This is a genomic window from Micromonospora sp. HUAS YX12, from assembly GCF_040215685.1.
Classification (GTDB): Bacteria; Actinomycetota; Actinomycetes; order Mycobacteriales; family Micromonosporaceae; genus Micromonospora; species Micromonospora tulbaghiae.
The window spans coordinates 2,857,122-2,879,632 of sequence record NZ_CP157974.1 but is presented as its reverse complement, the minus strand read 5'-3'; the positions used below and the strand labels follow the sequence as shown (position 1 = coordinate 2,879,632).

Annotated in this window: 18 protein-coding genes and 1 pseudogene; 9 read left to right on the top strand and 10 right to left on the bottom strand. The window is 73.7% G+C overall.

What is annotated here, in order from left to right; all coding sequences use genetic code 11:
- Positions 1 to 5 precede the first annotated feature (5 nt).
- Complete coding sequence (gene xylA, locus ABIH81_RS13965; protein ID WP_349880656.1) at positions 6 to 1,193, bottom strand: xylose isomerase; 1,188 nt, start codon at positions 1,191 to 1,193, stop codon at positions 6 to 8.
- 53 nt (positions 1,194 to 1,246) lie between these two features.
- Here xylA and ABIH81_RS13960 point away from each other — a divergent pair, with 53 nt between their 5' ends.
- From ABIH81_RS13960 to ABIH81_RS13950, 3 genes are all read left to right on the top strand, one after another.
- Positions 1,247 to 2,506, top strand: coding sequence for an ROK family protein (locus ABIH81_RS13960; RefSeq protein ID WP_349880653.1), 1,260 nt, complete (start codon positions 1,247 to 1,249; stop codon positions 2,504 to 2,506).
- Between the two features lie 133 nt (positions 2,507 to 2,639).
- On the top strand, positions 2,640 to 4,307 hold the full coding sequence (locus ABIH81_RS13955) for a PP2C family protein-serine/threonine phosphatase (RefSeq protein ID WP_349880652.1): 1,668 nt from the start codon (positions 2,640 to 2,642) through the stop codon (positions 4,305 to 4,307).
- Positions 4,304 to 5,311, top strand: a complete 1,008-nt coding sequence (locus ABIH81_RS13950; protein ID WP_349880651.1) for a cobalamin-dependent protein — start codon at positions 4,304 to 4,306, stop codon at positions 5,309 to 5,311. Before ABIH81_RS13955 ends, ABIH81_RS13950 begins: the two co-directional genes overlap by 4 nt.
- 1 nt (position 5,312) lies before the next feature.
- Here ABIH81_RS13950 and ABIH81_RS13945 read toward each other — a convergent pair whose 3' ends face one another.
- Entirely contained in the window at positions 5,313 to 5,828 is a 516-nt protein-coding gene (locus tag ABIH81_RS13945) for a MarR family transcriptional regulator (protein WP_349880650.1), read from the bottom strand.
- Positions 5,829 to 5,923: 95 nt separating this feature from the next.
- Between ABIH81_RS13945 and ABIH81_RS13940 the strand changes: the two genes are divergently transcribed.
- On the top strand, positions 5,924 to 7,054 hold the full coding sequence (locus ABIH81_RS13940) for a PP2C family protein-serine/threonine phosphatase (RefSeq protein WP_349880648.1): 1,131 nt from the start codon (positions 5,924 to 5,926) through the stop codon (positions 7,052 to 7,054).
- A gap of 10 nt (positions 7,055 to 7,064) precedes the next feature.
- Here ABIH81_RS13940 and ABIH81_RS13935 read toward each other — a convergent pair whose 3' ends face one another.
- From ABIH81_RS13935 to ABIH81_RS13905, 7 genes are all read right to left on the bottom strand, one after another.
- Positions 7,065 to 8,546, bottom strand: a complete 1,482-nt coding sequence (locus tag ABIH81_RS13935) for a sugar transferase (protein ID WP_318335447.1) — start codon at positions 8,544 to 8,546, stop codon at positions 7,065 to 7,067.
- Between the two features lie 212 nt (positions 8,547 to 8,758).
- Positions 8,759 to 10,513 (bottom strand): substrate-binding domain-containing protein, encoded by a 1,755-nt coding sequence (locus ABIH81_RS13930; protein ID WP_349880647.1) that lies wholly within the window; start codon positions 10,511 to 10,513, stop codon positions 8,759 to 8,761.
- 177 nt (positions 10,514 to 10,690) lie between these two features.
- The gene (locus ABIH81_RS13925; protein ID WP_349880645.1) at positions 10,691 to 11,725 is read right to left on the bottom strand and encodes a lactonase family protein; all 1,035 of its coding nucleotides are present in this window, start codon (positions 11,723 to 11,725) and stop codon (positions 10,691 to 10,693) included.
- A gap of 102 nt (positions 11,726 to 11,827) precedes the next feature.
- Positions 11,828 to 12,430, bottom strand: coding sequence for an ATP/GTP-binding protein (locus ABIH81_RS13920; protein ID WP_128137837.1), 603 nt, complete (start codon positions 12,428 to 12,430; stop codon positions 11,828 to 11,830).
- Positions 12,411 to 12,800, bottom strand: a complete 390-nt coding sequence (locus ABIH81_RS13915; RefSeq protein ID WP_349880643.1) for a DUF742 domain-containing protein — start codon at positions 12,798 to 12,800, stop codon at positions 12,411 to 12,413. The genes ABIH81_RS13920 and ABIH81_RS13915 overlap by 20 nt, the downstream gene beginning before the upstream one ends.
- Positions 12,790 to 13,212 (bottom strand): roadblock/LC7 domain-containing protein, encoded by a 423-nt coding sequence (locus ABIH81_RS13910; protein ID WP_013288181.1) that lies wholly within the window; start codon positions 13,210 to 13,212, stop codon positions 12,790 to 12,792. The genes ABIH81_RS13915 and ABIH81_RS13910 overlap by 11 nt, the downstream gene beginning before the upstream one ends.
- On the bottom strand, positions 13,212 to 15,560 hold the full coding sequence (locus ABIH81_RS13905; RefSeq protein WP_349880642.1) for a nitrate- and nitrite sensing domain-containing protein: 2,349 nt from the start codon (positions 15,558 to 15,560) through the stop codon (positions 13,212 to 13,214). Before ABIH81_RS13905 ends, ABIH81_RS13910 begins: the two co-directional genes overlap by 1 nt.
- 304 nt (positions 15,561 to 15,864) lie before the next feature.
- Here ABIH81_RS13905 and ABIH81_RS13900 point away from each other — a divergent pair, with 304 nt between their 5' ends.
- The 5 genes and pseudogenes from ABIH81_RS13900 (at position 15,865) to ABIH81_RS13880 (ending at position 20,109) form a co-directional block, all read left to right on the top strand.
- Positions 15,865 to 16,458 carry a hypothetical protein gene (locus ABIH81_RS13900; protein WP_282311049.1) on the top strand — a complete coding sequence of 198 codons (594 nt, stop codon included), beginning with the start codon at positions 15,865 to 15,867 and terminating at the stop codon, positions 16,456 to 16,458.
- A gap of 13 nt (positions 16,459 to 16,471) precedes the next feature.
- Positions 16,472 to 17,524, top strand: a complete 1,053-nt coding sequence (locus ABIH81_RS13895) for a hypothetical protein (RefSeq protein ID WP_349880641.1) — start codon at positions 16,472 to 16,474, stop codon at positions 17,522 to 17,524.
- 126 nt (positions 17,525 to 17,650) lie between these two features.
- Positions 17,651 to 19,311 (top strand): annotated as a pseudogene (locus tag ABIH81_RS13890) (sodium:solute symporter family protein).
- A 16-nt stretch (positions 19,312 to 19,327) separates the two neighbouring features.
- Positions 19,328 to 19,651, top strand: a complete 324-nt coding sequence (locus tag ABIH81_RS13885; protein ID WP_349880639.1) for a hypothetical protein — start codon at positions 19,328 to 19,330, stop codon at positions 19,649 to 19,651.
- A 74-nt stretch (positions 19,652 to 19,725) separates the two neighbouring features.
- Positions 19,726 to 20,109 carry a hypothetical protein gene (locus ABIH81_RS13880; RefSeq protein ID WP_349880638.1) on the top strand — a complete coding sequence of 128 codons (384 nt, stop codon included), beginning with the start codon at positions 19,726 to 19,728 and terminating at the stop codon, positions 20,107 to 20,109.
- Between the two features lie 108 nt (positions 20,110 to 20,217).
- Here ABIH81_RS13880 and ABIH81_RS13875 read toward each other — a convergent pair whose 3' ends face one another.
- A complete protein-coding gene (locus ABIH81_RS13875) occupies positions 20,218 to 22,041 on the bottom strand; it encodes a glycoside hydrolase family 6 protein (RefSeq protein ID WP_349880637.1) in 1,824 nt (607 codons plus the stop codon).
- Positions 22,042 to 22,511 lie beyond the last annotated feature (470 nt).

The window sequence follows — 22,511 nt, the reverse complement described above, 5'->3', positions numbered from 1 at the left end:
CCGCCTCAGCGCGCGCCGAGCACGTGCTCGACGGCGAGCTGGTTGAGCCGGACGAAGCCGAAGCCCTTCGCCCCGGCGGCCTCCGGGTCGAACTCCTCGAACGCGGTCCGGTCGGCCAGCAGCTCGCGGTAGCCCTCACCGGGGTTGAGCGTCGGGGTGGCCAGCTCGGCCACCCGGGCGGCGGCGAGCGCCTCGACCACCTCCGGGTCGGCGCGGAACGCCGCGGCCCGCTCCTTGAGCAGCAGGTACGTCCGCATGTTCGCCTCGGCGGAGGCCCACACGCCGGTCATGTCCTCGGTGCGGGACGGCTTGTAGTCGAAGTGGCGCGGGCCGTCGTAGGCCGGGCCGCCGTTCGGGCCGCCGTGCTCCAGCAGGTCGACCAGGGCGAACGCGTTGAGCAGGTCGCCGTGGCCGAAGACCAGGTCCTGGTCGTACTTGATGCCGCGCTGCCCGTTGAGGTCGATGTGGAACAGCTTGCCCTGCCAGAGCGCCTGGGCGATGCCGTGGGCGAAGTTCAGCCCGGCCATCTGCTCGTGCCCGACCTCCGGGTTGAGCCCGACCATCTCCGGGCGGGCCAGCGTGGAGATGAAGCCGAGCGCGTGGCCGACGGTGGGCAGCAGGATGTCGCCCCGGGGCTCGTTCGGCTTGGGCTCCAGCGCGAAACGCAGGTCGTAGCCGTTGTCGACGACGTACTCGCAGAGCAGGTCGACCGCCTCGCGGTAGCGGTCCAGCGCCGCCTGGACGTCCTTGGCCACGTCGTACTCGGCGCCCTCCCGGCCGCCCCACATGACGAACGTCTTCGCGCCCATCTCGGCCGCCAGGTCGACGTTGCGCAGCACCTTGCGCAGCGCGTACCGGCGCACGTCGCGGTCGTTGCTGGTGAAGCCGCCGTCCTTGAACACCGGGTGGTTGAACAGGTTGGTGGTGACCATCGGCACGACCAGGCCGGTCTCGTCGAGGGCCTTGCGGAAGCGGCTCAGCCGGGCGTCGCGGGTGGCGGCGTCCGCGCCGAACGGGATCAGGTCGTCGTCGTGGAAGGTGATGCCGTACGCGCCCAGCTCGGCGAGCCGGTGCACCGCCTCGACGGCGTCCAGTTCGGGGCGGGTGGCGTCGCCGAACGGGTCACGGGCCGGCCAGCCCACCGTCCAGAGGCCGAAGGAGAACTTGTCCGCGGGGGTGGGGCGGGGTGCCATGGCAGACCTCCAGGTGGTGGTGTCGTCCGAGATTTGTTCAGCGGTTGAATTAAATGGCGGCGATGTGGCAGTGTCAAGCGGTGACAAGCACCCGCACCGCCGGGGCGGTCCGGCAGGGCAGCCTGCGCGAGTTGAACCTCGCGGTGGTGCTCCGGCGGATCGCCGCCGCCGACCGGCCGCCCTCGCGCGCCGGGATCGCCGCCGACACCGGCCTCACCCGTGCCACCGTCTCCGCCGTCGTGGACGACCTGATCGCCGGCCGGCTGGTCGCCGAGGCGGAGCCGGAACCGCGTACCGGTGCGGGCCGCCCGGCCCGGGGCCTGGTGCTCGCCTCCGACGGCCCGGCCGGGCTCGGCCTGGAGGTGAACGTCGACTACCTGGCGGCCTGCGTCGTCGACCTCACCGGCAGGGTCCGGCACCACCTGGTCCGCCGCGCCGACCTGCGCCCGGTCTCCCCCGCCGACGCGCTCGCGCGGCTCGCCGCGCTGGCCGCCGAGGCGCGGGAGGCCGCCGTACGCGACGGGCTGACCCTGGCCGGCGCGGCGCTCGCAGTGCCGGGCCTGGTCGGCGACGGCGGCCTGGTCCGGCTCGCGCCGAACCTGGGCTGGCGGGACGTGGACGTGCCGGCGCTGCTCGCCGGGCACCCGCTGGCCGAGCCGGTCGACGGGGTGCCCCCGCTGGTGGTCGACAACGAGGCCAACCTGGCCGCGCTCGGCGAGCTGTACGCGGGCCCGGCCGGCCCGCGCAGCTTCCTGCACGTCACCGGCGAGATCGGCATCGGCGCCGGGATCGTGCTCGACGGCTCGCTCTACCGGGGCGCGCGCGGCTGGAGCGGAGAGATCGGCCACTTCCCGGTGCAGCCGCAGGGGCGGCCGTGCCGCTGCGGCGGCCAGGGCTGCCTGGAGCGGTACGCGGGCCAGGAGGCGATCCTCGCCGCCGCCGGCCTGCCCGGCGCGGAACTGCCGGCGGACACCGCCGCCACCCGGCTCGCCGACCTGGCCGAGACCGGTGACCCGGCCACGCTGAGCGCCCTGACCGACGCCGGCACCGCCCTCGGGGTCGCCGTGGCGGGCGTGGTGAACCTGCTGGATCTGGACACCGTGGTGCTCGGGGGCGGATACGCCCGGCTCGCGCCCTGGCTACGGCCGACGGTGGAGGCGGAGGTCTCCCGGCGGGTGCTCACCGCCGGCTGGGCGCCGGTCACGGTGCGCCCGGCCGTGCTCGGGGCGCAGTCCGCGGCGGTCGGCGGCGCCGGCTCGGTGGTCCGCCGGATCGTCGACCGGCCGGTGGGCTGGCTGGCCCGGACCACCTGACCCGGGATGATCCTCGACGGGCATTCCGTGCGTGTGCTCGGTACGCTTGCCGTCAGGCAACATATCCGCCGAGCGAGGGGTGCACCGACAGCATGCGCAGGGGTCGACCGGCCGAAGCGCCCGGCCACCGGAGGTGACCGCCGCGCGCCGGGGCGGTGTCGCGGGGCCGGTCAGCGGCGGTGGACACGCCTCGCGGAGACGGCCCCGGCGGGTTGCCGAGGCCGCGCTACCGGCTGACGACCATCTGGCCCGGGAACTGCTGGACGGGCTCGCCGAGGCGGTCGTGACTGTCGACCACGCCGGGGTGGTGACGCTCGTCAACGCGATGGCCGCCGACCTGCTCCCCGAGGTGGCGCCCGGCGTCGACCTGGCCGCGTGCCGGGTGCCGGCCCTGGCCGGCGCGGCCGCCGCCGGGTCGGACGCGTTCGAGACCGAACACCACGGCCGGCGGCTGCGCGGCCTGCGGCGCCCCTTGGCCGGCGACCGCAGTGCCTGGTACGTCCGGGACGTCACCGAGGAACACGCACGCACCGACGCGCTGCTGGCCGAACGGTCGCGCACCGCGTTCCTCGCCGAGGCGGGCAGCCGGCTCGGGCTGTCCCTGCACCGGGAGCAGACGCTGCGTACCGCCGTGACGCTGCCGGTGCCCTACCTGGCCGACGCGGCAGTCGTGGTGCACCGCCCGCCTCCACCCGCCGAGGATCAGCCGCACTGGGTCCGGTACGCCACAGGTGACCCCGGCCCGGTCACCGGCCTGGCCGGCTGGCCGACTGTGGAGTCCGTCCCCGGCCTGGTCGAGGCGCTCGACGGCGACCTCACCGAACCGAGTCCCTGGCTGGACGCCGAGCTGGCCGACCTGGCCGAGGTGCTGCCCGCCGGGTTCGGCCGCCCGGGCACCGTGTTGATCAGCCCGATGCCCAGCGCGGGCGGTCCGGCCGGCGCGCTGGTGCTGGCCCGCCGCCGGGAGCGGCCCGGTTTCGACAAGCGGGAGATCGGCCTGGCCCGGGAGTTCGCCGGCCGGGCCGGCGCCGCGCTGGCCGCGGCCGAGCTGTACGGCGAGCAGGCGCACCTGGCCCGGGTGCTCCAGAACAGCCTGCTCCCGCCGGCGCTGCCCCGCCTGCCCGGGATGACGCTCGCCGGCGGTTACCGCGCCGCCGGGGACAGCCTGCGCATCGGCGGTGACTTCTACGACCTGTTCCCCACCGGTGACGGCGGCCTGTTCGCGCTCGGCGACGTCTGCGGCAAGGGCGTCGGCGCGGCCGTGCTGACCGGCCGGGTCCGCCAGTCGCTGCAGACCCTGCGCCTGGTCGAGCAACGACCCCGGGAGCTGCTGGCACTGCTCAACCGGGCGCTGCTGGACGGCCCCGACGCGGCCCGCCGGGCCCAGTTCACCACGCTCCTGCTCGGCGCGCTGCGCCGTGAGCCGGGCGGCGGGCTGCTGATCCGGGTGGCAGGTGGCGGGCACCCGCCGCCGCTCGTCGTCCGCGCGGGCGGCCGCGTCGAGACGGTCCGGGTGGGCGGCATGCCGGTCGGCGCGCTCACCGACGCCCGGTTCGCCGACGCCGAGGTACGGCTGGCGCCGGGTGACCTGCTGCTGGCGTACACCGACGGGGTGACCGAGGCCCGGGGCGGCCCGACCGAGCCCGCCATGTTCGGCGACCCCCGGTTGCGTCAGGCGCTCGCCACCGGCGCCGGGCTTCCGCCCGCCGCGCTCGTCGACCGGGTGCTCCAGCTCGTCGACGAGTGGCTGGACGGGCAACCCCACGACGACATCGCCATGCTCGCCGTGGCGGCCGGGTGACGCCCGAGCGCCGGATCGGGCCGGAGGCACTCGCCGCGTACCTCGACCACCTGGACGCCGCCGACCGGGCCGGCGCGGTCGCGCTGGCGCGCGGCGTGCTGGCCGACGGCTTCTCGGTCGCGGACGTCCTGGTCGACCTGGTCGCGGTGGCGCAGCGGGAGGTCGGCCGGCGCTGGCTCACCGGCTCGTGGAGCGTCGCCCAGGAGCACGCCGCCACCCACGTCAGCGAGCAGGTGGTGGACGCGCTGGGCGCGACGATCGGCCCGCCGCGGCGCGGGCACGCGGTGATGGCCTGCGTCGAGGGCGAGTGGCACGCGCTGGCCGCCCGCATCGTGACCGAGGTGGTCCGGGCGGCGGGCTGGCGGGTGACGTTCCTCGGCGCCAGCGTGCCGGCCCGGCATCTGGTCTCCTACCTGCACCAGACCGGCCCGGACGCGGTGCTGCTGAGCTGCGTGCAGCCGAACCGGCTGGTCCGGGCGGCGCGGATGGTGGAGGCCAGCCGCGCGGCCGGGGTGCCGGTCCTGGCCGGTGGTCCCGGCTTCGGCCCGGACGGCCGGTGGGCCGCCGCGATCGGTGCGGCGGGCTGGGGCGCCAGCGCCCGGGACGCGGTCGCGCTGCTGGAACGGCCGCTGTCGGCCGCGCACACCGGCACGCCGCCGCCCCCGCCCGACGACGCGTACGTGGCGGTGCTGCACCGGCGGCGTGAGCTGGTCCGGCTCGCGCTCGCCGCGGTGGACCCGCCGCCGGAGAGCGCCGAGGACGTCGCCGCCGGCATCGCGCACCTGGTGGACGCGCTGATCGCGGCCGTGCGGGTGGACGACGACCGGCTGCTGCGCGACTTCGTCGGGTGGCAGGAGGAGGCGCTGACGTCCCGGGGCGGCCGGGCGCTGCTGGACGGCGTGCTCGGCACGCTGGAGCGGGCGCTCACCGAGCATCCCCGGGTGGTGGCCCGGTTGCGGGCCGCCCGCGAAGGCGCGCCGGACGATCCCGGCCGGGCCGACTGAGTCAGGCGGTACGGGCCACCGGAGGCTCGCCGGACGGCCGGGCGGGGTCGCCGATCCGTTCCCCGGAGGGTTGCAGCATCGGCCAGCCCTCCGCCACCGTGGCCTCGCCGCGCCGGCCCACCTCGTCGAACTCGCGCATGCCGCGTACCAGCGCGGCCCGGCCCTCCGGGCTCATCCCGGCCAGGATCCGCTCCAGCCGGTGCCGCCGGTCGGCACGCAGCTCGGCGAGGAGCCGGATGGCGGCGGGCGTGAGGTGCAGCGAGATCTCCCGCCGGTCGTAGCGGCCCGGCTCGCGTTCCAGCATCCCGGCCGCGACCAGCCGGTCGCACAGCCTGCTGGCGGAGGAGAGCAACATGTCGGTGAGCGTGGCGAGCCGTCGGAGGTTGATGCCGTCATACTGCTCGACGACCATGATCACGCGTAGCTGGGCACTCGACACCCGGCTGGTGGTGCGCTCCCGGGCGGCCTCCCAGACGGCGAGCAAGGTGCCTGCCGCCTCGTCCAGGGCGGCGGACATACTCGTTTCAGGTCCCCGGGGACTGCGCTCTTCGGTCATGGTGGGCCCGAGACTACTCCCCGGATCTGCCCGGCGACCTGTGCAAAGGAGCAAAGATGAGCGAAGCGGAGGGCCTCGTGCGCCGGATCCTGACCGAGGCGCCGACGGATCTCATCGTGGACCGGCTCGCCGCCGAGCTGGCGCGCACGTACGGCGTCACCCGCACCGAGCTCTACCAGGTCGACTACCGGCTCGCCGAACTGCTGCCGCTGGATGACGGCCCGGCGGTCACCGGCCCCGGCCACCCGGCCTGGCGCGCCTTCGACCACCAGGAGCCGGTGATCGCCGACGGCGTCGGCTGGTTCCCGGTGGGCATGCGCGGCGAACGGCGGGGCGTGCTCAAGGTCTCGCCGGTGCCCGCCGACCCGCACGCCCGCCGGGAGCTGGACACCCTCGCCACGGTGCTCGGGCACGAGCTGAGCGCGGTCATGGCGACCACCGACATCTACCGGTCCGCCCGGCGCAGCCGCCGTCTCACGCTGGCCGCCGAGATGCAGTGGGAGCTGCTGCCCGGGCGCAGCCGGATCCGCCCGTCGTTCAGCCTGGCCGGGCAGCTGGAGCCGGCGTACGCGGTGCGCGGGGACAGTTTCGACTGGTCCGACGACGGTCACCGGCTCTGGCTGGCGGTGCTGAACGGCTACGGCGAGGGGGTGGCCGCAGCACTGCTCGCCTCGCTGGCCACGTACGCGCTGCGCAACGCGCGCCGGGCCGGGCTCGATCTGGCCGACCAGGCCGCGCTGGCCGACCAGGCGATCTACGCCCAGTACCGGGGCGAACAGCACGTCTCCGCGCTCCTGATCGAGCTGGAACTGGCCACCGGTGAGCTGACGGTGGTCGACGCCGGTTCGCCCCGCCTCCTGCGGCTGCGGGCCGACGAGGTGACCGGGCAGGAGCTGGACAAGCAGTTCCCGCTCGGCATGTTCGAGAGCACCGACTACCGTCCGCAGCGGTTCCGGCTGGAGCGCGAGGACCGGCTCTTCGTGGTCAGCGACGGCGTGATCGACGCCACCACCGAGCAGGGGCGCTACGGCGAGGTGGCGCTGGACCGGTTCCTGCGCCGGACCGCGCCGATGGAGCCGCTGGAGGCGGTCCGGTCGCTGATCGGCGACCTGCGGGCGTTCGTCGCCGGTGATCTGGTGGACGACGCGGTGGTGGTCTGCCTGGACTGGCTGGGGCCGCAGCCCTGACCCGCCCCTGTCAGTACGCGCCGCGGCTGTTGACCACCGCGCCGAACGTCTTCCAGAGGATGGTCAGGTCGGCGGCCAGCGACCAGTTCTCCACGTAGTAGAGGTCCAGCCGGATGCCGTCCTCCCAGCTCAGGTCCGACCGGCCGCTGACCTGCCAGAGGCCGGTCATGCCGGGCTTGACCAGCAGCCGGCGTGCCACGTCGCCGTCGTAGCGGGCTACCTCGGAGGGCAGCGGCGGGCGCGGGCCGACCAGGCTCATCTGGCCGAGCAACACGTTGGCGAGCTGAGGCAGCTCGTCCAGCGACCACTTGCGCAGCAACCGGCCGACCCGGGTGACGCGCGGGTCGTCGCGCATCTTGAACATCAGGCCGTCGGTCTCGTTGCGCGCGGCCAGCTCGGCGAGCAGGGCGTCGGCGTTGACCACCATGGTGCGGAACTTGAAGACGCCGAACTCCTCGCCGCCCTGGCCCACCCGGGTCTGCCGGAACAGCACCGGGCCGCGACTGTCGATCTTGATGGCCAGCGCGATCACGATCAGCAGCGGCGCCAGCACGAGCAACGCGATCAGCGAGATCGACCGGTCGACGAAGCCCTTGACCAGCTTGCGGGCACCGCGGAACTCGGGCGCCTCGACGTGGATCAGCGGCAGGCCGGCGACCGGACGGGTGTGGATGCGGGGGCCGGCCACGTCGGTGAGCGCCGGTGCCACCACCAGGTCGACGCCGGTGCCCTCCAGTTGCCAGCCGAGGCGGCGCAGCCGGGTCGCGGTCAGCTCGCCGGAGGCGGTGACCGCCACCGTGTCGGCGCCGATCGCGGTGGCCGCCTCCGGGATGCCCCGGAAGCTGCCCACCACCGGCACGTCGCCCAGCCGCTGCGGCACCGGGGCGAGCAGCGCGTCCGGAATGCACGCCCCGACCACCTGGTAGCCGGCGTACGGTTCCCGGCGCAGCGTGTGCACCAGCTCCAGCACGTGTGCGGTGTCGCCCACCACGAGCACCTTGCGGGACCAGCCGGCGCCCCGGTCGCGGGCCCGGTGCAGCCGCTTGCGGGCCGCGAACCGCGCCACCTCCAGGCCGATCGTGCCGACGGCGAAGGAGATGGCCAGGAAGCCCCGGGAGACGCCGACGTCGGCGATGTACCCGGCGATGGCGATGCCGCCGGCGAGTCGCATGCTGGCCGCGCTGACCCGGCGGTACTCGTCGGCGCCGTAGCCGAGCACCTGGTCGTCGTAACACCGCATCGCCTTGAGCGAGACGAGCCAGACCAGCAGGAGCGCCGGGGCGACCACCACGTACGGGATCTCGGACCCGGTCGGTTCCTCGTCGCCGAACCGGGCCAGGTAACCGACCAGGATGGCCACTGCGAGCACGGCGGTGTCCAGCACCACCAGGACCCGGATGTAGGCCCGCTCCGCGGCTCGCGTCGTCTTGCCCGGGCGTTCACCACCGGGTCGCGACGACGTGGCAGGGGTCAACAGCGTCGCCGAGGTCACCGGCCCTCCCCACTTCGCTCAGGACCGCCCCGTACCCGCCCGGCTCCGGTGTGGAGCCTGCGGTCGAGGCACCCGGTCATCATGCCTGGACAATTATGGTTACCGATTGATTCGGACGCATTACCGTCAGTTCTCATCCCGTGTCTTGACCCGGGAAGCCTTCCGCCGTACCGGATTCCCGGTACGGCGGAAGACTAGCGCTGAGCTTCAGGTCAGCGGGGGGCGGGCGGACGCAGCGCGATCGCCCGGAGGAAGATCTCACCGATCTTGCTGGGGTCGGTGGTGACGAAGGCGCCGCCACCGGTGACCTTGGTGATCGACTCCAGTTCGGCCCGGTTCACCTCGGTGCCGATGCCGATGATGATGACCTGGACCGGCTGCTCGTCGTCCTTCAGCTTGTTCAGCTGGTCCAGCAGCGCCTTCTGCGAGATGCCGTCGTCGTCCTCGTTCTTGCCGTCGGTGAACAGCACGATCGAGTTGACCTTGCCCGGCTCCCAGTCCTGCTGCACCTTCTTGTACGCCGCGAGCATCGTGTCGTACAGGCCGGTGTTGCCGCTGGAGGGCTTGACCGAGGCCAGGCCGCGCTGGAGCGCGCCCCGGTTGCTGGACAGAGGCTTTATTCCGACCAGCTCGCTCCAGTCCTGCGAGCCCTGGAGGTTGGTGGAGAACGTCCAGAGGCCGATCGACCAGGAGTCGTCGAACAGCCCGAGGCCCTGGCTCGCGGCGGCGACTGTGACCTGCTCCCGGCTGGCGCCGTTGGCGGTCGCGACCGGCTTCTTCATCGAGCCGGAGACGTCGATGACGCAGAGCATCCGGCCCGACTGAGTGGCCACCGACCAGGTCGTGGTGGCGGTCGAGATGGCGCCGGGGTCGAGGTCGGCCGCGCCGCCCTGACCCGACGGCGGCACCTGGCTCGCGCCGCCGTTGGCCGGGCTCGGCGCGCCGGTCGGAGCCTGGAAACCCTGGCCCCAGTTGCCGTCCGGCGCGCGCAGCGCCTGCGAGGCGAGGCGGTCCTTGAAGCCCGGCGTACGCAGCACCTCGAAGAGCACCCGGGCGGCGGACGCCTTGGTCGGCTCGATGCCGGGCAGCACCGCGAACGGGTAGTCCAGCGGAATCGGCGCCGGCTCCAGGTAGAGCGCGGCGAGCCGGATCGGCGGCTTGTTGCTGTTGTAGGCGATCACGTCCTCCTCGGACAGCGCCGCCGCACCCAGCCCGTTGGCGATCGCCGTCGGGTCCGACGAGCGCGGGAACCGCGCGAGGAGGTCCTGCCGCAGCGAGGAACGGTTGGTCGCCAGCGCCCGAAGCGCACCGACCATCGCCTCCTGCGCCTTCGGCGAGCCGGACTCGCCGGTGGAACTGGCCGCGGCGGTCAGCGACAGCAGGCCGGACAGGCCGGCCGCGTCCTGGGTCGGCTCGACGATCCCGGCCCGCAGCGGCTTGCTGGCGGTGACCTGGGTCAGCAGGTCGGACCAGCGGAGCTTCTTGTCCGGCCACCCTATGCGCGAGGCCACCGGCTCGGGCAGCGCCACCACGACCGGGCTGCGCGCGATCGAGGCGCCGTTGGTCGGCGCGAAGGCGCTGGCCCCGCCGCTCTTGAGCCGGACCAGCCAGGTCGACGAGTCCGGCACCCAGACGTCGGGGGTGACAGCGGTGCCGCTGGCCTGCCCGACGCCGGCGAGCGTGGCGCCGTGCTTGCTCGCCACCGCGGCGGCCACCTCGACCGGCTCGGACGAGGAGACGTTGACCGCGATGCAGGTCCCGCCCACCGCCGCGCCGTCGGAGACCCACTTGTCGGCGGCGGCGCGCACCGCGGGGGCGATCTCCGGGGCGGTCGCCACGGACAGCTCGATCCGGCCCGAACAGTTCGGGCCGGCGAGCTGCTGGTAGCCGAACCAGGAGCCGGTTACGACGGCGACCAGGGCAGCCGCCACGGCGGCGGCACCTGCTCCGCGGAGGTGAGAACGCATGCGATGGCGGCCAGACACGGTGACCATCTTGCGTACCTCGTGGGGTTACCACCACAACCGTTCGGACGAAAGTTACGCAGCAGAAACAGTTGATCGGCTAACCCATACACTAAGTTACCGATCAGTCATCCATGGTGACGTCAATCCACTTCGGACTGTCACTTGGTGACCGTCCGGTCACGGCAGGACGCACGTCGGGCTCGCCACCGGCACCGGCTCCCCGACCGGCTCGGGCACCCCGCCGTCGGGACCGACCCGGAAGATCCTGATCATGTCGGCCCGCTCGTCGGCCACGTACAGGTGCTCCCCGGCGAACGCGAAGTGCCGCGGCCACTCGCCGCCGGTGTCGACCTCGGCCACCAGCTCCGGCGCGGCTCCGTCGAGCGCGAAGACAGCGATCGTGCCCACGCCGCGGTTGCCCACGTAGAGGAAGCGCCCGCCCGGCCCGACGGCCACCTCGGAGGGCTGGACGTGCCCGGTCCGCCCGCTGGCGTCGACACGCGTCGACTGCCGCGGCCCGTCCGGCGTCAGCTCGTACGCGGTGACTGTGGCGTCCAGCTCGCCGACCAGCCAGCAGCGCCGCCCGTCCGGGTGCCGGGCCAGGTGCCGGGGCCCGGTTCCGGGCGCCGTCCGCAGCCGCGGCTCCCGCTCGGCCAGCCGGCCGGTGGCCGCGTCGACGTCGTACCGGTAGACGGAGTCGGTGCCCAGGTCGACCGCGAGCAGCCCTCCGCCGGATGGGTCGGGCGAGACCATGTGGCAGTGCGCGTGCTCCTGCCGCTGCGGGTCGGCGCCGTGCCCGGAGTGCCGGACCAGGTCGGTGCGCTCCCCCGGCACGCCGCCGGCGTCCAGGCCGAACACCGCCACGCTGCCGCCGCCGTAGTTCGCCACGAACAGGTGCCGCCCGTCCGGGGCGACCGCCAGGTGGCACGGCTCCGCGCCACCGGTCTCGCGGACCCCCAGCGGCGTGAGGTCGCCGTCCGGGGCCACCCGGAACGCGCTCACCAGCCCGTCGGGCAGCTCGTTGCACCCGTACAGCACCGGCAGCGCCGGATGCCGCACCAGGAACGACGGCGACGGGGTGACCGCCACGACGCCCAGCGGGGTCAGCTCCCCGGTCACCCGGTCCCGCCGGGCCGCCACGACGCCCTCGGCCCGCCCGCCCGTCTCCGCCGTGTAGCCGCCGATGTGGACGATCTCGTTCTGCCCGGTCACCGCACCCACCTCTCGTCGGTCCTGCCTGCGATCCAACCAGAGGCTTCCCGGTGACACGCCCGGTCAGTCCCGCCGGGCCCGACGGATCGGGCGCGGGGGTGCTCAGCCCACCGGCACCGGCTCGCCGCGCTGCCGCGCCACGTGCTCGACGAGCGAGATCAGCACCAGCTTGCCGGACTGCCGGTCCCGTGCGTCGCAGAGCACGAGCGGGACGTCCGGGTCCAGGTCCAGGGCGTCGCGGACCGCCTCCAGGCCGAACCGGCGGGAGCCCTCGAAGCAGTTGACGCCCACCACGAACGGGATGCCCCGCTGCTCGAAGTAGTCGATCGAGGGGAAGCAGTCGGCCAGCCGCCGCGTGTCGGCGAGCACCACCGCGCCGAGCGCGCCGAACGCCAGCTCGTCCCAGAGGAACCAGAACCGGTCCTGGCCCGGGGTGCCGAACAGGTAGACCTGGAGGTCGTCGTTGATGGTGATCCGGCCGAAGTCCATCGCCACCGTCGTCGTCGACTTCTGCTCGACCCCGGAGACGTCGTCGGTGCCGAGCCCGGCCCCGGTCAGGACCTCCTCGGTCTGCAACGGCCGGACCTCACTCAACGCACTGACCAGCGTCGTCTTTCCGGCGCCGAAGCCACCGGCGATGAGGATCTTCAAAGCCAGCGGCACCTGCGGCGCCCCCGGCTCCCGGTCATAGCGCACGGAGTCCACTGACCACCGCCTTGAGGATGTTGTCGTCGGGCAGGTACGCGGTGGCCGGTGGCCGGTGCACCGCGACGAGCCCATGGGCGAGAAGGTCGCCGAGCAGCACCCGGACCACGCCCACGGCGAGGTCCAGGTCGGCGGCGAGGTCGGCCACGGCCTTCGGCCGCCGGGCCAGCTCGATCAGGCGGCGGTGCTCCGGCTGGAGACCGGGCGTGCCGGCCGGGTCCGCGCCGGGGGTGGCGAGCACGAACGCCAGCAGGTCGAAGCCGTCGACGGGCGGGCGCACCCGGCCGCCGGTGAGCGTGTACGGACGCACCACCGGCCCGGCGTCGGCGTCCAGCCACTCGTGCTGCGGCCCCGGCGACTCAGCGCGCATCGGTCCGCTCCCCCGCCACCCGGCTCGGCGCGGCCAGGTTCTCCCCGACCCGGATGACGAGCATCGCCATCTCGTACGCCACCAGGCCGATGTCGGCGTCGGCGTCGCTGGCCACCGCCAGGCAGGCGCCCTGCCCGGCGGCGGTCACGAACAGGTAGGCCGACTCCATCTCGACCACCGTCTGGCGGACCGCGCCGCCGCCGAGGTGCCGGGTGGCGCCCTTGGCCAGCCCGGAGAAGCCGGACGCCAGCGCGCAGAGGTGTTCCGCGTCCGTGCGGTCCTGGTCGGTGGAGGCGCCGAGCAGGAGCCCGTCCGCCGAGAGCACCACCGCCTGGCGGGCGGCGGGAACACGCTCCACCAGGTCGTCGAGCAGCCAGTCGAGATCGGCGTTCTGCCGCGTCGTGTGCACCACTAGGCGTCCCTCTCAGTCGCGGTTCGTTGGTCCGGCGCCGGCGGGGCGGGCTCCACGGCCGGCCCCGCGGTGGTGGACGGCGTACCGGTGTCGCGCGGTTCGGTGGCGGGGGCGGCCGGGTCGGTTCCGGCGGCCCGGGAGCCGTCCCGGCGTCCGCGCGCGGTGCCGGCCTGCAACGCCGACATGGCCCGGCGGGCCTCCTCCGGGTTGCGGTGGGCCGGGGTGTCGGCGACCGCCGCGCGGGGACGCGCGGTCGCGCCGCGGCGCCGGATCCGGCGGGGCAGGCCGTCGTCGTCGGCGGGTTGTTCCACAGTCGAGGCGCGCGCCGACTGCAACGGGACGACGGTGTTCTCCGACCGGTCCCGGCCCGGCCGGGGCGGCCGCCCCGGCCGGGGCACAGTGGTCAGCCGGGTCACCTTGGCCAGGCGTCGGCGCTCCGGCCCGGCGTAGGCGTCCGCGCCCACCGGCGGCTCGTCGGTGATCAGTTCCGACGGTACGAACACCGCGGCGACGATCCCGGCCGGGCGGGACGGCCGCAGCTCCACCCGTACGCCGTGCCGGGCGGCCAGGCGCGCCACCACGAACAGCCCGAGCCGGGCGCTGCCGGACGGGTCGAACTCCGGCGGCTCGGCCAGCTTGCGGTTGGCCTCGGCCAGGGCCGGCGCGGACATGCCCAGCCCCCGGTCGGTGATCTCGACGGTGTAGCCGCCCGGGACGCTCCGGCCGGTGACGTCCACCCGGGTGCCGGGCGGGGAGAACGCGGTCGCGTTCTCGATCAGCTCGGCGAGCAGGTGGATCACGTCGCCGACGGCGCGGCCCAGCACCCCGGCCGGGGCCACCTCGCCCACGTCGACCCGGTCGTACGCCTCGACCTCGGAGATCGCGCCCCGCATCACGTCGACAGCGGCGACCGGGCGGCGCCAGCCCCGTCCGGGCGCGGCCCCGGCGAGGATGACCAGGTCCTCGGCGTGCCGCCGCAGCCGCGTCGCCAGGTGGTCGACCTGGAACAGCCCGGCCAGCTCGTCCGGATCCTCGGTACGCCGTTCCAGCCGGTCCAGCAACGCCAGCTGCCGGTGCACCAGCCCCTGGCTGCGCCGGGCGAGGTTGAGGATCACCTCGTTGAAGCCCCGGCGCAGCGTCACCTCGTCGACGGCGGCGCGGACCGCGGTCCGGCGCACCTCGTTGAAGGCGCGTGCCACCTGGCCGATCTCGTCGCCGCCGTGGTCCAGCTCGGGCGCCTCCCGGGCCACGTCGACCTCCTCGCCCCGGCGCAGCCGCGCGACCACGTCGGGCAGCCGGCGTTCGGCCACCTCGGTCGCGGCGGCGCGTACGCCGGTCAGCCGCTGCGCCAGCGACCGGCCGACCCGCAGCGCCACCAGCACGCACACCACGATCGTGAGCAGGCCCAGCACACCGGCGGCGGCGAGCTGGACGAGAATCCGGGTGGCCATCGGCACCGACCGCTCGGCGAGGGCGTCCGCGCCGCGCAGCTCGAAGTCGCGCAGGCTCTGCCAGACCTCGGCGTGACCGGTGTCCCACGCCCGCATGTCGAACCGGGCGGGCAGCGCGGGCGAGCGGATCAGGCTGTCCTGGAGCGCGCGCAGCTGGAGGAACCCGGCGCCCTCGGTCATCCGCTGGTACGCGGTCCGCTCCCCGGGCGGCAGGTCGGCGACCGCGATCTCGGCGAGGAAGCGCTGGTTCTCGACCGTGCGTACCAGTTGCTCGTGCTCGCCCTCGGCGTACCGGCCCGCGGTGACGGCACCGGCCAGCAGCGCGTCGGCCTGACCGAGCAGCTCCCGGGAGCGGCCCAGCGCGGTGAGCGCCGTCGCCTCCCGGTTGAGGTGCGCGTCGGGCAGCGCGGCCATGGCGCCGAACGCCTGGAACGCGGAGCCGATCATCCCGCTGTAGAGGCCGACGGCTCCGGCCCGGTCGACCTTCCGGGCATCGATGAACGCCCGCCCGGCGGGCAGCGCGTCGAGCGCCGAGACCAGTTGGTCGAGCCGGTTGTCGAGCTGGGCGTCGGCGACGTCACGCAGGTCACCGCCGTCGACCTTGCGGCGCAGCTCGACGACCGCGTCGTCGGTGCGTACCCGCTGCTCGGTCAGCTCCGGGAGGACGCGGTCACCGGCGAGCTGGACCACCGACAGCCGCCGCTCCCGTTGCAGCTCCGCCACCACGGCCTCGCCCGGACGGCCCAGGTCGTAGAGGAGGGTACGCGCGGAGAGCAGGTCGAGCGCGGGCCCGAAGGTGAGCGTGGTGGCGAAGATCCACAACGCCAGCAGCCCGGTCACCGGGCCGATGACCAGCGCGGTCAGCTTGGCGCGGATCGGCCAGTCACGGGTGTTCAATCAGACCTCGCCCGGGAAGGTGTCGCTCGGTGGCGCCGGCAGCGGCCGTCACGTTCGCCGGCCACGACGCCGGGCCCCGGCCCGGACGCCTTGGGCAGGATACGTAATCCGGGGCGGATGCACTACCGGCCGTCTCGGCTCTCACTACGGTCCGAGACGGGCAGGAGGGCCCCAGTCGGACATCGGCCCGGCACCGGACGGCGGTCGCGGCACCGCGCCTTTTTCCCGGCCGGGGCGGAAAGTGCCGCACAACGGGATTGGCGATCACCCGCGCGAGGGAATACCAGCGTGCGAAGGAGGAGCCATGTCGTCCACCCAGGTAGTCGTCATAGTCATCGTCGTCGCCGTCATCGCCGCGCTCGTCGCGGTCGCCGTGGTCGCCAGCCGCCGCCGGGCGCTGCGGGAGCGCTTCGGCCCCGAGTACGACCGGGTCGTCGCCGAGCAGGACAGCCGCAGCGCCGCCGAGCGTGAGCTGCGGGAACGCGAGCGCCGGCACGCCGAGCTGGAGCTGACCCCGCTGAGCCCGGAGTCCCGGGCCCGCTACGCCGCCGCCTGGGAGGAACTCCAGGTGCGCTTCGTCGACTCCCCCGCGGAGACCGTCGGCGAGGCCGACGAACTGGTGAGCCGCCTGATCGCCGAGCGCGGATACCCCACCGGGGACTTCTCGGACCAGATCGCCCACCTCTCGGTCGAGCACGCCCGCACGCTCACCCACTACCGCGACGCCCACGAGATCCGGCAGCGCAACGAGCGCGGTGAGGCCGGCACCGAGGACCTCCGGCAGGCGCTCGTGCACTACCGGGCCCTCTTCGCCGACCTGCTCGGCGAGGATCCGGTCGCCCCGCAGCAGCCGGAGCAGCGCCACCCCGACCACGACCACGACGTCCCGAGCCGCTGAGGAGGCCGCCGCCATGCGCCAGGAGGAACAGCAGGTCACACAGGACCACCCCGAGGCCGTCCGGTCCGCACCGGTGCCGGTGCCGCAGCCGGGCGAGCACACCGACGCCGGCCGGCGCGACGCCGGCCGGGCCGACGTGCCCGAGGACGCGCTGGACGACCGGGGCACCTTCGACGACCCGGCGGTCGCCGACCAGCGGCGCGACGCCGAGGTCGACGAGACCCGCGCCTACGACGCCGGGGAGCTGCGCGACGCCGCCGACCGGACCGACGACGACGGGCGGCCCCCGTACCACGAGCCGGCCCCGCTGCCGACGGCGTTCGGGGCGGCCACGGTGGGCGACGCGGTCGCCGCCTCGGCCCTGGCGAGCGGTCGTCCGCAGGACGAGCGCGACGCGCGCGACGAGGACACCGCGGCGCCGGGCGACGGCGCGCCGGGCCGCACCGACCCGCTGGACGACGAGCGGGCCGACCCGACCGCCGGGGACCGCCTGCACGACCGGGACCGCTGGGACGCCGAGCAATCCGCGGCCACCGGCCGCGACGGAGACGGAGACGCCGCCGTCCGGAACGACCGCACGGTCGACGGCGTCGTCCGGGACGACGCGGCGGCCGACGGCGCGGTCGGGTACGGCAGCGCCGAGCCGGGCCTGGTCGACCCCGACGCCGAGCCCGTCCCCACCACCGACGACGCCGACCGGGTCGACCCGGAGACCGCGACCGCGGCGGCAGGCGCGGCAGCCGCCGGCACGGGCCTGGCCGGCGCGGAGCGGCCCACGCCCGGCGCGGTACCGGCCGACGCGGCGACACTGTTCGCGCCGGAGGCCGCCCAGGGCTTCCGGGACCGCTGGCGCGACGTGCAGCTGCGCTTCGTGGACGACCCGCGGGCCGCGGTCGGCGAGGCGGAGTCGCTGGTCGAGGAGGCGATCGAGGCGCTCTCCACGGCCCTGCGCGAGCAGCGCACCCGGCTCGGCGCCTGGCAGGAGTCCGGCTCCACGGACACCGAGCAGCTCCGGGTGGCGGTGCGCGGCTACCGCGACTTCCTGGACCGCGTGCTCGGCCGCTGAGAAACCGCCACGAAGCCCCGGCCGGTGAACCGGCCGGGGCTTCCGCACGCCCGGACCGAACAGGAGGTATGAAACTTCGCAATCGGGGTACGTGCGGGCAGCGGTGCACACGAGGGGAGCACGGGCATGGGCGGTGGCGGCCTGCGGTTGAACATGAACGCCCTGGACTATCTGATCCTGGCGCTCTACTTCGTCACGGTGCTCGGCGTCGGTTTCGCCGCCCGGCGCGCGATCCGCACCAGCGTGGACTTCTTCCTCTCCGGCCGCTCGCTGCCCGCCTGGGTCACCGGCCTGGCGTTCGTCTCGGCGAACCTGGGCGCGCTGGAGATCATCGGCATGGCCGCCAACGGCGCCCAGTACGGCATCATGACCGTGCACTACTACTGGATCGGCGCCGTGCCGGCGATGGTCTTCCTCGGCATCGTGATGATGCCGTTCTACTACGGCTCCAAGGTCCGCAGCGTCCCCGAGTACCTGCGGCTGCGCTTCAACCGCCCCACCCACCTGCTCAACGCGATCAGCTTCGCGGTCGCGCAGGTGCTCATCGCGGGCGTGAACCTCTACGCGCTGGCCCTGATCATGCAGGCGCTGCTGGGCTGGCCGCGCTCTGGTTCGCGATCATCATCGGTGCGGTGATCGTGCTGGCGTACATCACCGTCGGCGGTCTCTCCGGCGCGATCTACAACGAGGTGCTCCAGTTCTTCGTGATCATCGCCGGTCTGGTGCCGATCACGGTGATCGGGCTGGTCAAGGTCGGCGGCGTGAGCGGCCTGATGGACGCGGTCCGCGACTCCAAGCTCGGCGAGGCCGGCCTGCACGCCTGGGAGGGCACCGGCAGCACCGACAACCCCCTCGGCGCGCACTGGCTGGGCATCGTGTTCGGCCTCGGCTTCGTGCTCTCCTTCGGCTACTGGACCACCAACTTCGCCGAGGTGCAGCGCGCCCTGTCCGCGCGGAACATGAGCGCCGCCCGGCGTACGCCGATCATCGCCGCGTACCCGAAGCTGCTCATCCCGGCGGTCACCGTGATCCCCGGCCTGATCGCCCTGGTCACGGTCAAGGGGCTGGGCGCCGACGAGGGCGACCTGGTCTACAACAACGCGATCCCGCTGCTCATGCGCGACCTGCTGCCCAACGGCGTCCTCGGTATCGCGGTCACCGGCCTGGTGGCCTCGTTCATGGCCGGCATGGCGGCGAACGTCAGCGGGTTCAACACCGTCTTCACGTACGACATCTGGCAGGCGTACTTCCGGCGGGACAAGCCGGACGAGTACTACGTGAAGGTGGGCCGGATCGCCACCGTCGGCGCGGTGGTGATCGGCATCGGCACCGCGTTCATCGCGGCCGGGTTCAGCAACATCATGAACTACATCCAGGCGCTCTTCTCGGTCTTCAACGCGCCGCTGTTCGGCACATTCATCATCGGCATGTTCTGGCGGCGGATGACGCCGCTGGCCGGGTTCTGGTCACTGCTGTCCGGCACCGTCGTGGCCACCGCCACGTACCTGCTCTACAAGGGCGGCGTGATCAGCTTCAACTCGGACCTGGAGGAGAGCTTCTGGGGCGCGGGCCTGGCCTTCGCCACCGTCGCGGTGGTGGCCGCGATCGTCACGCCGCTGACCCGGCCGAAGACCGACCGGGAGCTGACCGGGCTGGTGTACGGCCTCAGCGACACGACGCTCGCCGACGACTCGCTGGCCGGCGACACCGCCTGGTACCGCTCCCCGGTGCTGCTCGGCGTCGTCGCCGTGATCCTCGCCGCCCTGTTCTACATCCCGGTCTTCTGAGGAGGGGACGCACGCCATGGCAGACAACGCGGACCGCCACTACCAGGGCGGCGAGGCGCACGACCCGCTGGTCGACGAGACCGAGGACGCCCGGGAGGAACGCTCCGCCGCGGCCCGGCTGTTCGACATCCGCCGGGTCATCGGCGGCCTGTTCGTGGTGTACGGGCTGATCGTCGGCCTGATGGGGCTGTTCGACACGTCCGCCGAGATCGACAAGGCGCAGGGCGTCCGGATCAACCTGTGGGCCGGCGCGGCGATGCTGGTGTTCGGGCTGCTGATGCTGCTGTGGCAGTGGCTGCGCCCGACCGAGGCGCCGGAGCCGCGGCGCGACGAGTCCTGACCCCTCCGCCCGCATGGCGCGGCCCGCACCGGGTAGGCCACGGGGATCACGCGAAGGGACAGGAGGGCAGCAGCATGACCGATCGTGACCGCGGTGGCGAGCGGCCGCTGGAGGAGACCCCCGAGGTGGCCGCGGCGGTGGACGACGACAGCACGGTGCCCCAGTTGCGCAACGGCGGCACCGACCCGGACAACCCCGTCTTCACCGAGCCCGACGGCGCGGTGCCGGACACCGGGTCGCCGAACCTCATCGGTGACCCGTACGCGGCCGGGACCGGCGCGACCGGCACCGGCACCGGCGCGGCCCCGGACGACATCCGTACCGGCGCCGAACAGCCCTGGGATCCGGAGGATCTGGTGCAGGCCCGGGGGCAGGACGTGACGCCGGAGAACCTGGAACGGGCCCGCCGAGACCTGGCCGAGCTGGGCCGGGCGGCGATCGAGCGCACCGTTCCCTGACACCGGAACGGCCGAGGGCCCCTGGCCGACGTGGGCGTCGGCCAGGGGCCCGGGGAACCCGCGCGGCGGTGCCTCACTCCCGCCGCCGCGGGTGGTCCTCACCGCGGCTCAGGAGAGCGGCGGGTACGCGTTCTGCATGAGCTGCTGGAACTGGGCCGGGAACCACGCGCCGGAGATCGGCGCGTCCGGCAGGGCGCCGGACATGTTGTTGCCGTTGCGGGCGTTACCGGTGTAAGTCGGGTCGCACATCCGGTCGAAGCCCTTGCCCTCGGTGTTCGGGATCTCCTTGCTGGAGCCGTCCGACTCACCCGGGGGCTTCACCCAGACGTAGGCGTCGATCCCGGTCTCCGGGTTGGCCCGCGGCCGCTCGCCGAGACCCGCGCCGGCCTGGTTGCACCAGTTGCCGGTGTGCAGGCGCCGGTCGACGCGGCCACCGTCGACGTACGCGTCCACGCTGGTCGACGGGCCGGGGCCGGTCGGCCGGGCGGAGCCGCCCCAACCGTTGCGGGAGGTGTCGATCAGCATGCCGATGTTGCTGTCGAAGCCGATCGAGACCAGCTTCTGCCGGAACGCCTGGGCGAACGACAGCTCGTCGAGGTACTGGTTCCAGTCGGCCCACTTGGACTGCCGGACGGTCTGGCCGTTCACCGTGTCGGTGATCTTGACGTACGGCTCCTTCAGGGCGGAGTAGTTCGCCGTGTTGACGATGAAGCCCTGCACGTTGGCGACGGTGCTGCCGGACGCCACGGCGGCGGCCTTGAGCTGGTCGGCGACCGGGCCGAAGTTGCTGTCCCAGCCGATCCAGCCGTGGTGGGCGGCGTCGATGTAGTTGTAGACGTTGCCGATCGCGCCCAGCTTCGCCAGGGCGTAGCCGACACCGTTCACGTACGCGCCGTTGGCCTTCACCGTGTCACACATGACCGTGCCGCCCGCGTTGCCCGAGGTGTTGGTCACCAGGTTGGGCAGCGAGTCGATCTCGATGATGTTGACGATGCGCAGGTTCCGGTACTTCGAGTCGCCCTGGATCGCGGCGATCGGGTCGATGTACTCGGCCTTGTAGCGGGGCAGCTCGTCCGGGCCCAGCTCACCGTTGGAGGCGAGCGCGGAGCAGTCCCGGCCGGGCAGGTTGTAGATGACGAACTGGATGTAGCCGGCGCCCTGGGCGAGCGCGGCGTCCAGGTGGTCACGGACGCCCATCGCGCCGTTGGAGCTGCTGTTCGGCGTGCCGTTGATGGCGGCGATCCGGTCGAGCCAGACCGCGGTCGGGTTGTTCGACACCCGGCTGCCGCCGGACACCGACTCGGCCTTGGCCTTCCACTCGGGGTTCACGTACCCCTTCACGCCGGCGTACGGGTTGTCGACCCGCTGCCCCGGCGGCGGGGTGGTCGTGGGCGGCGTGCTCGTGGGCGGCGTGCTCGTGGGCGGCGTGCTGGTCGGCGGCGTGCTCGTGGGCGGCGTGCTGGTCGGCGGCGTGCTCGTCGGCGGGGTGCTGGTGGACGGCGTGCCGCCGTTGCAGACCGTGCCGTTGAGCGTGAACTGGGTCGGCTTCGGGTTGCTGCCGCTCCAGGAGCCGTTGAAGCCGATGGTGGTGCTGGCGCCGCTGGCGAGCGACCCGTTGTACGACTCGTTCTGCGCGGTGACGTTCTGGCCGCTCTGGGACCACCTCGCGGACCAGCCGTTCACCACCCGCTGCGAGCTGTTCGGAAAGGTGAAGCCGAGGTTCCACGAGCTGAGCGCGTCACCGATGTTCCTGATGGTCACGGTGCCGGTGAATCCACCGGGCCAGTCGCTGGTCGTGTAGGTCACGCTGCACTGCGTGGCGGCCTGCGCCGCGGTGACCGGGAGGGTCACCAGTCCACCGGCTACCAGGACGCCGGCGCCGGTGAGCGCAAGCGTCCGGTTCCGGCCGGACAGCCTTCTCCACAGATTCATGCCACTGATCTCCTTGGGCGAGACCGGATCCGCGTACGGCCCGGCGCAAATGGCGGCGGCGGTCGTCCTGCGGGAGCGACCGTGCGCGCCACGGGTTTCTTCGGGGGACGCCCGACCCGGACGGGCGCTATGGGGGTGGTGGTGCCGACCGGTCCACAGGACCGGCCGATGGAGCCGGACGTCGGCCGGTGGTGCCGGCTGCCCTCGACGTCTGAGCTCGCGGTGTGGCTCCCCGAACCGCGTGCAGCGATTCTTGCATGGGAGCGCTTCCATGGCAATGCCTCGATACGCCCGCCGCCCACCCTACCGTCGCGACCGTCGTCACCCGCCCGGGTGGAACGCCATGGGTGGTGAAACGGCTCGAAGACACCCACCACGTTCTACCCAGCCGCACCGAAGTGTGCCCGATCGGCGCGGGGGGTCGCGGAGAACGCGCACCGCCCCAACATCGGCAAATCACTAAAAGCGAA

What these genes read in the sequence shown, in the direction of transcription:
- xylA (WP_349880656.1), bottom strand. Translation starts at nt 1,193, where the DNA reads ATGGCACCCCGCCCCACCCCCGCGGACAAGTTCTCCTTCGGCCTCTGG.
- ABIH81_RS13960 (WP_349880653.1), top strand. Translation starts at nt 1,247, where the DNA reads ATGGCGGCGATGTGGCAGTGTCAAGCGGTGACAAGCACCCGCACCGCC.
- ABIH81_RS13945 (WP_349880650.1), bottom strand. Translation starts at nt 5,828, where the DNA reads ATGTCCGCCGCCCTGGACGAGGCGGCAGGCACCTTGCTCGCCGTCTGG.
- ABIH81_RS13940 (WP_349880648.1), top strand. Translation starts at nt 5,924, where the DNA reads ATGAGCGAAGCGGAGGGCCTCGTGCGCCGGATCCTGACCGAGGCGCCG.
- ABIH81_RS13930 (WP_349880647.1), bottom strand. Translation starts at nt 10,513, where the DNA reads ATGCGTTCTCACCTCCGCGGAGCAGGTGCCGCCGCCGTGGCGGCTGCC.
- ABIH81_RS13915 (WP_349880643.1), bottom strand. Translation starts at nt 12,800, where the DNA reads ATGCGCGCTGAGTCGCCGGGGCCGCAGCACGAGTGGCTGGACGCCGAC.
- ABIH81_RS13900 (WP_282311049.1), top strand. Translation starts at nt 15,865, where the DNA reads ATGTCGTCCACCCAGGTAGTCGTCATAGTCATCGTCGTCGCCGTCATC.
- ABIH81_RS13895 (WP_349880641.1), top strand. Translation starts at nt 16,472, where the DNA reads ATGCGCCAGGAGGAACAGCAGGTCACACAGGACCACCCCGAGGCCGTC.
- ABIH81_RS13885 (WP_349880639.1), top strand. Translation starts at nt 19,328, where the DNA reads ATGGCAGACAACGCGGACCGCCACTACCAGGGCGGCGAGGCGCACGAC.
- ABIH81_RS13880 (WP_349880638.1), top strand. Translation starts at nt 19,726, where the DNA reads ATGACCGATCGTGACCGCGGTGGCGAGCGGCCGCTGGAGGAGACCCCC.
- ABIH81_RS13875 (WP_349880637.1), bottom strand. Translation starts at nt 22,041, where the DNA reads ATGAATCTGTGGAGAAGGCTGTCCGGCCGGAACCGGACGCTTGCGCTC.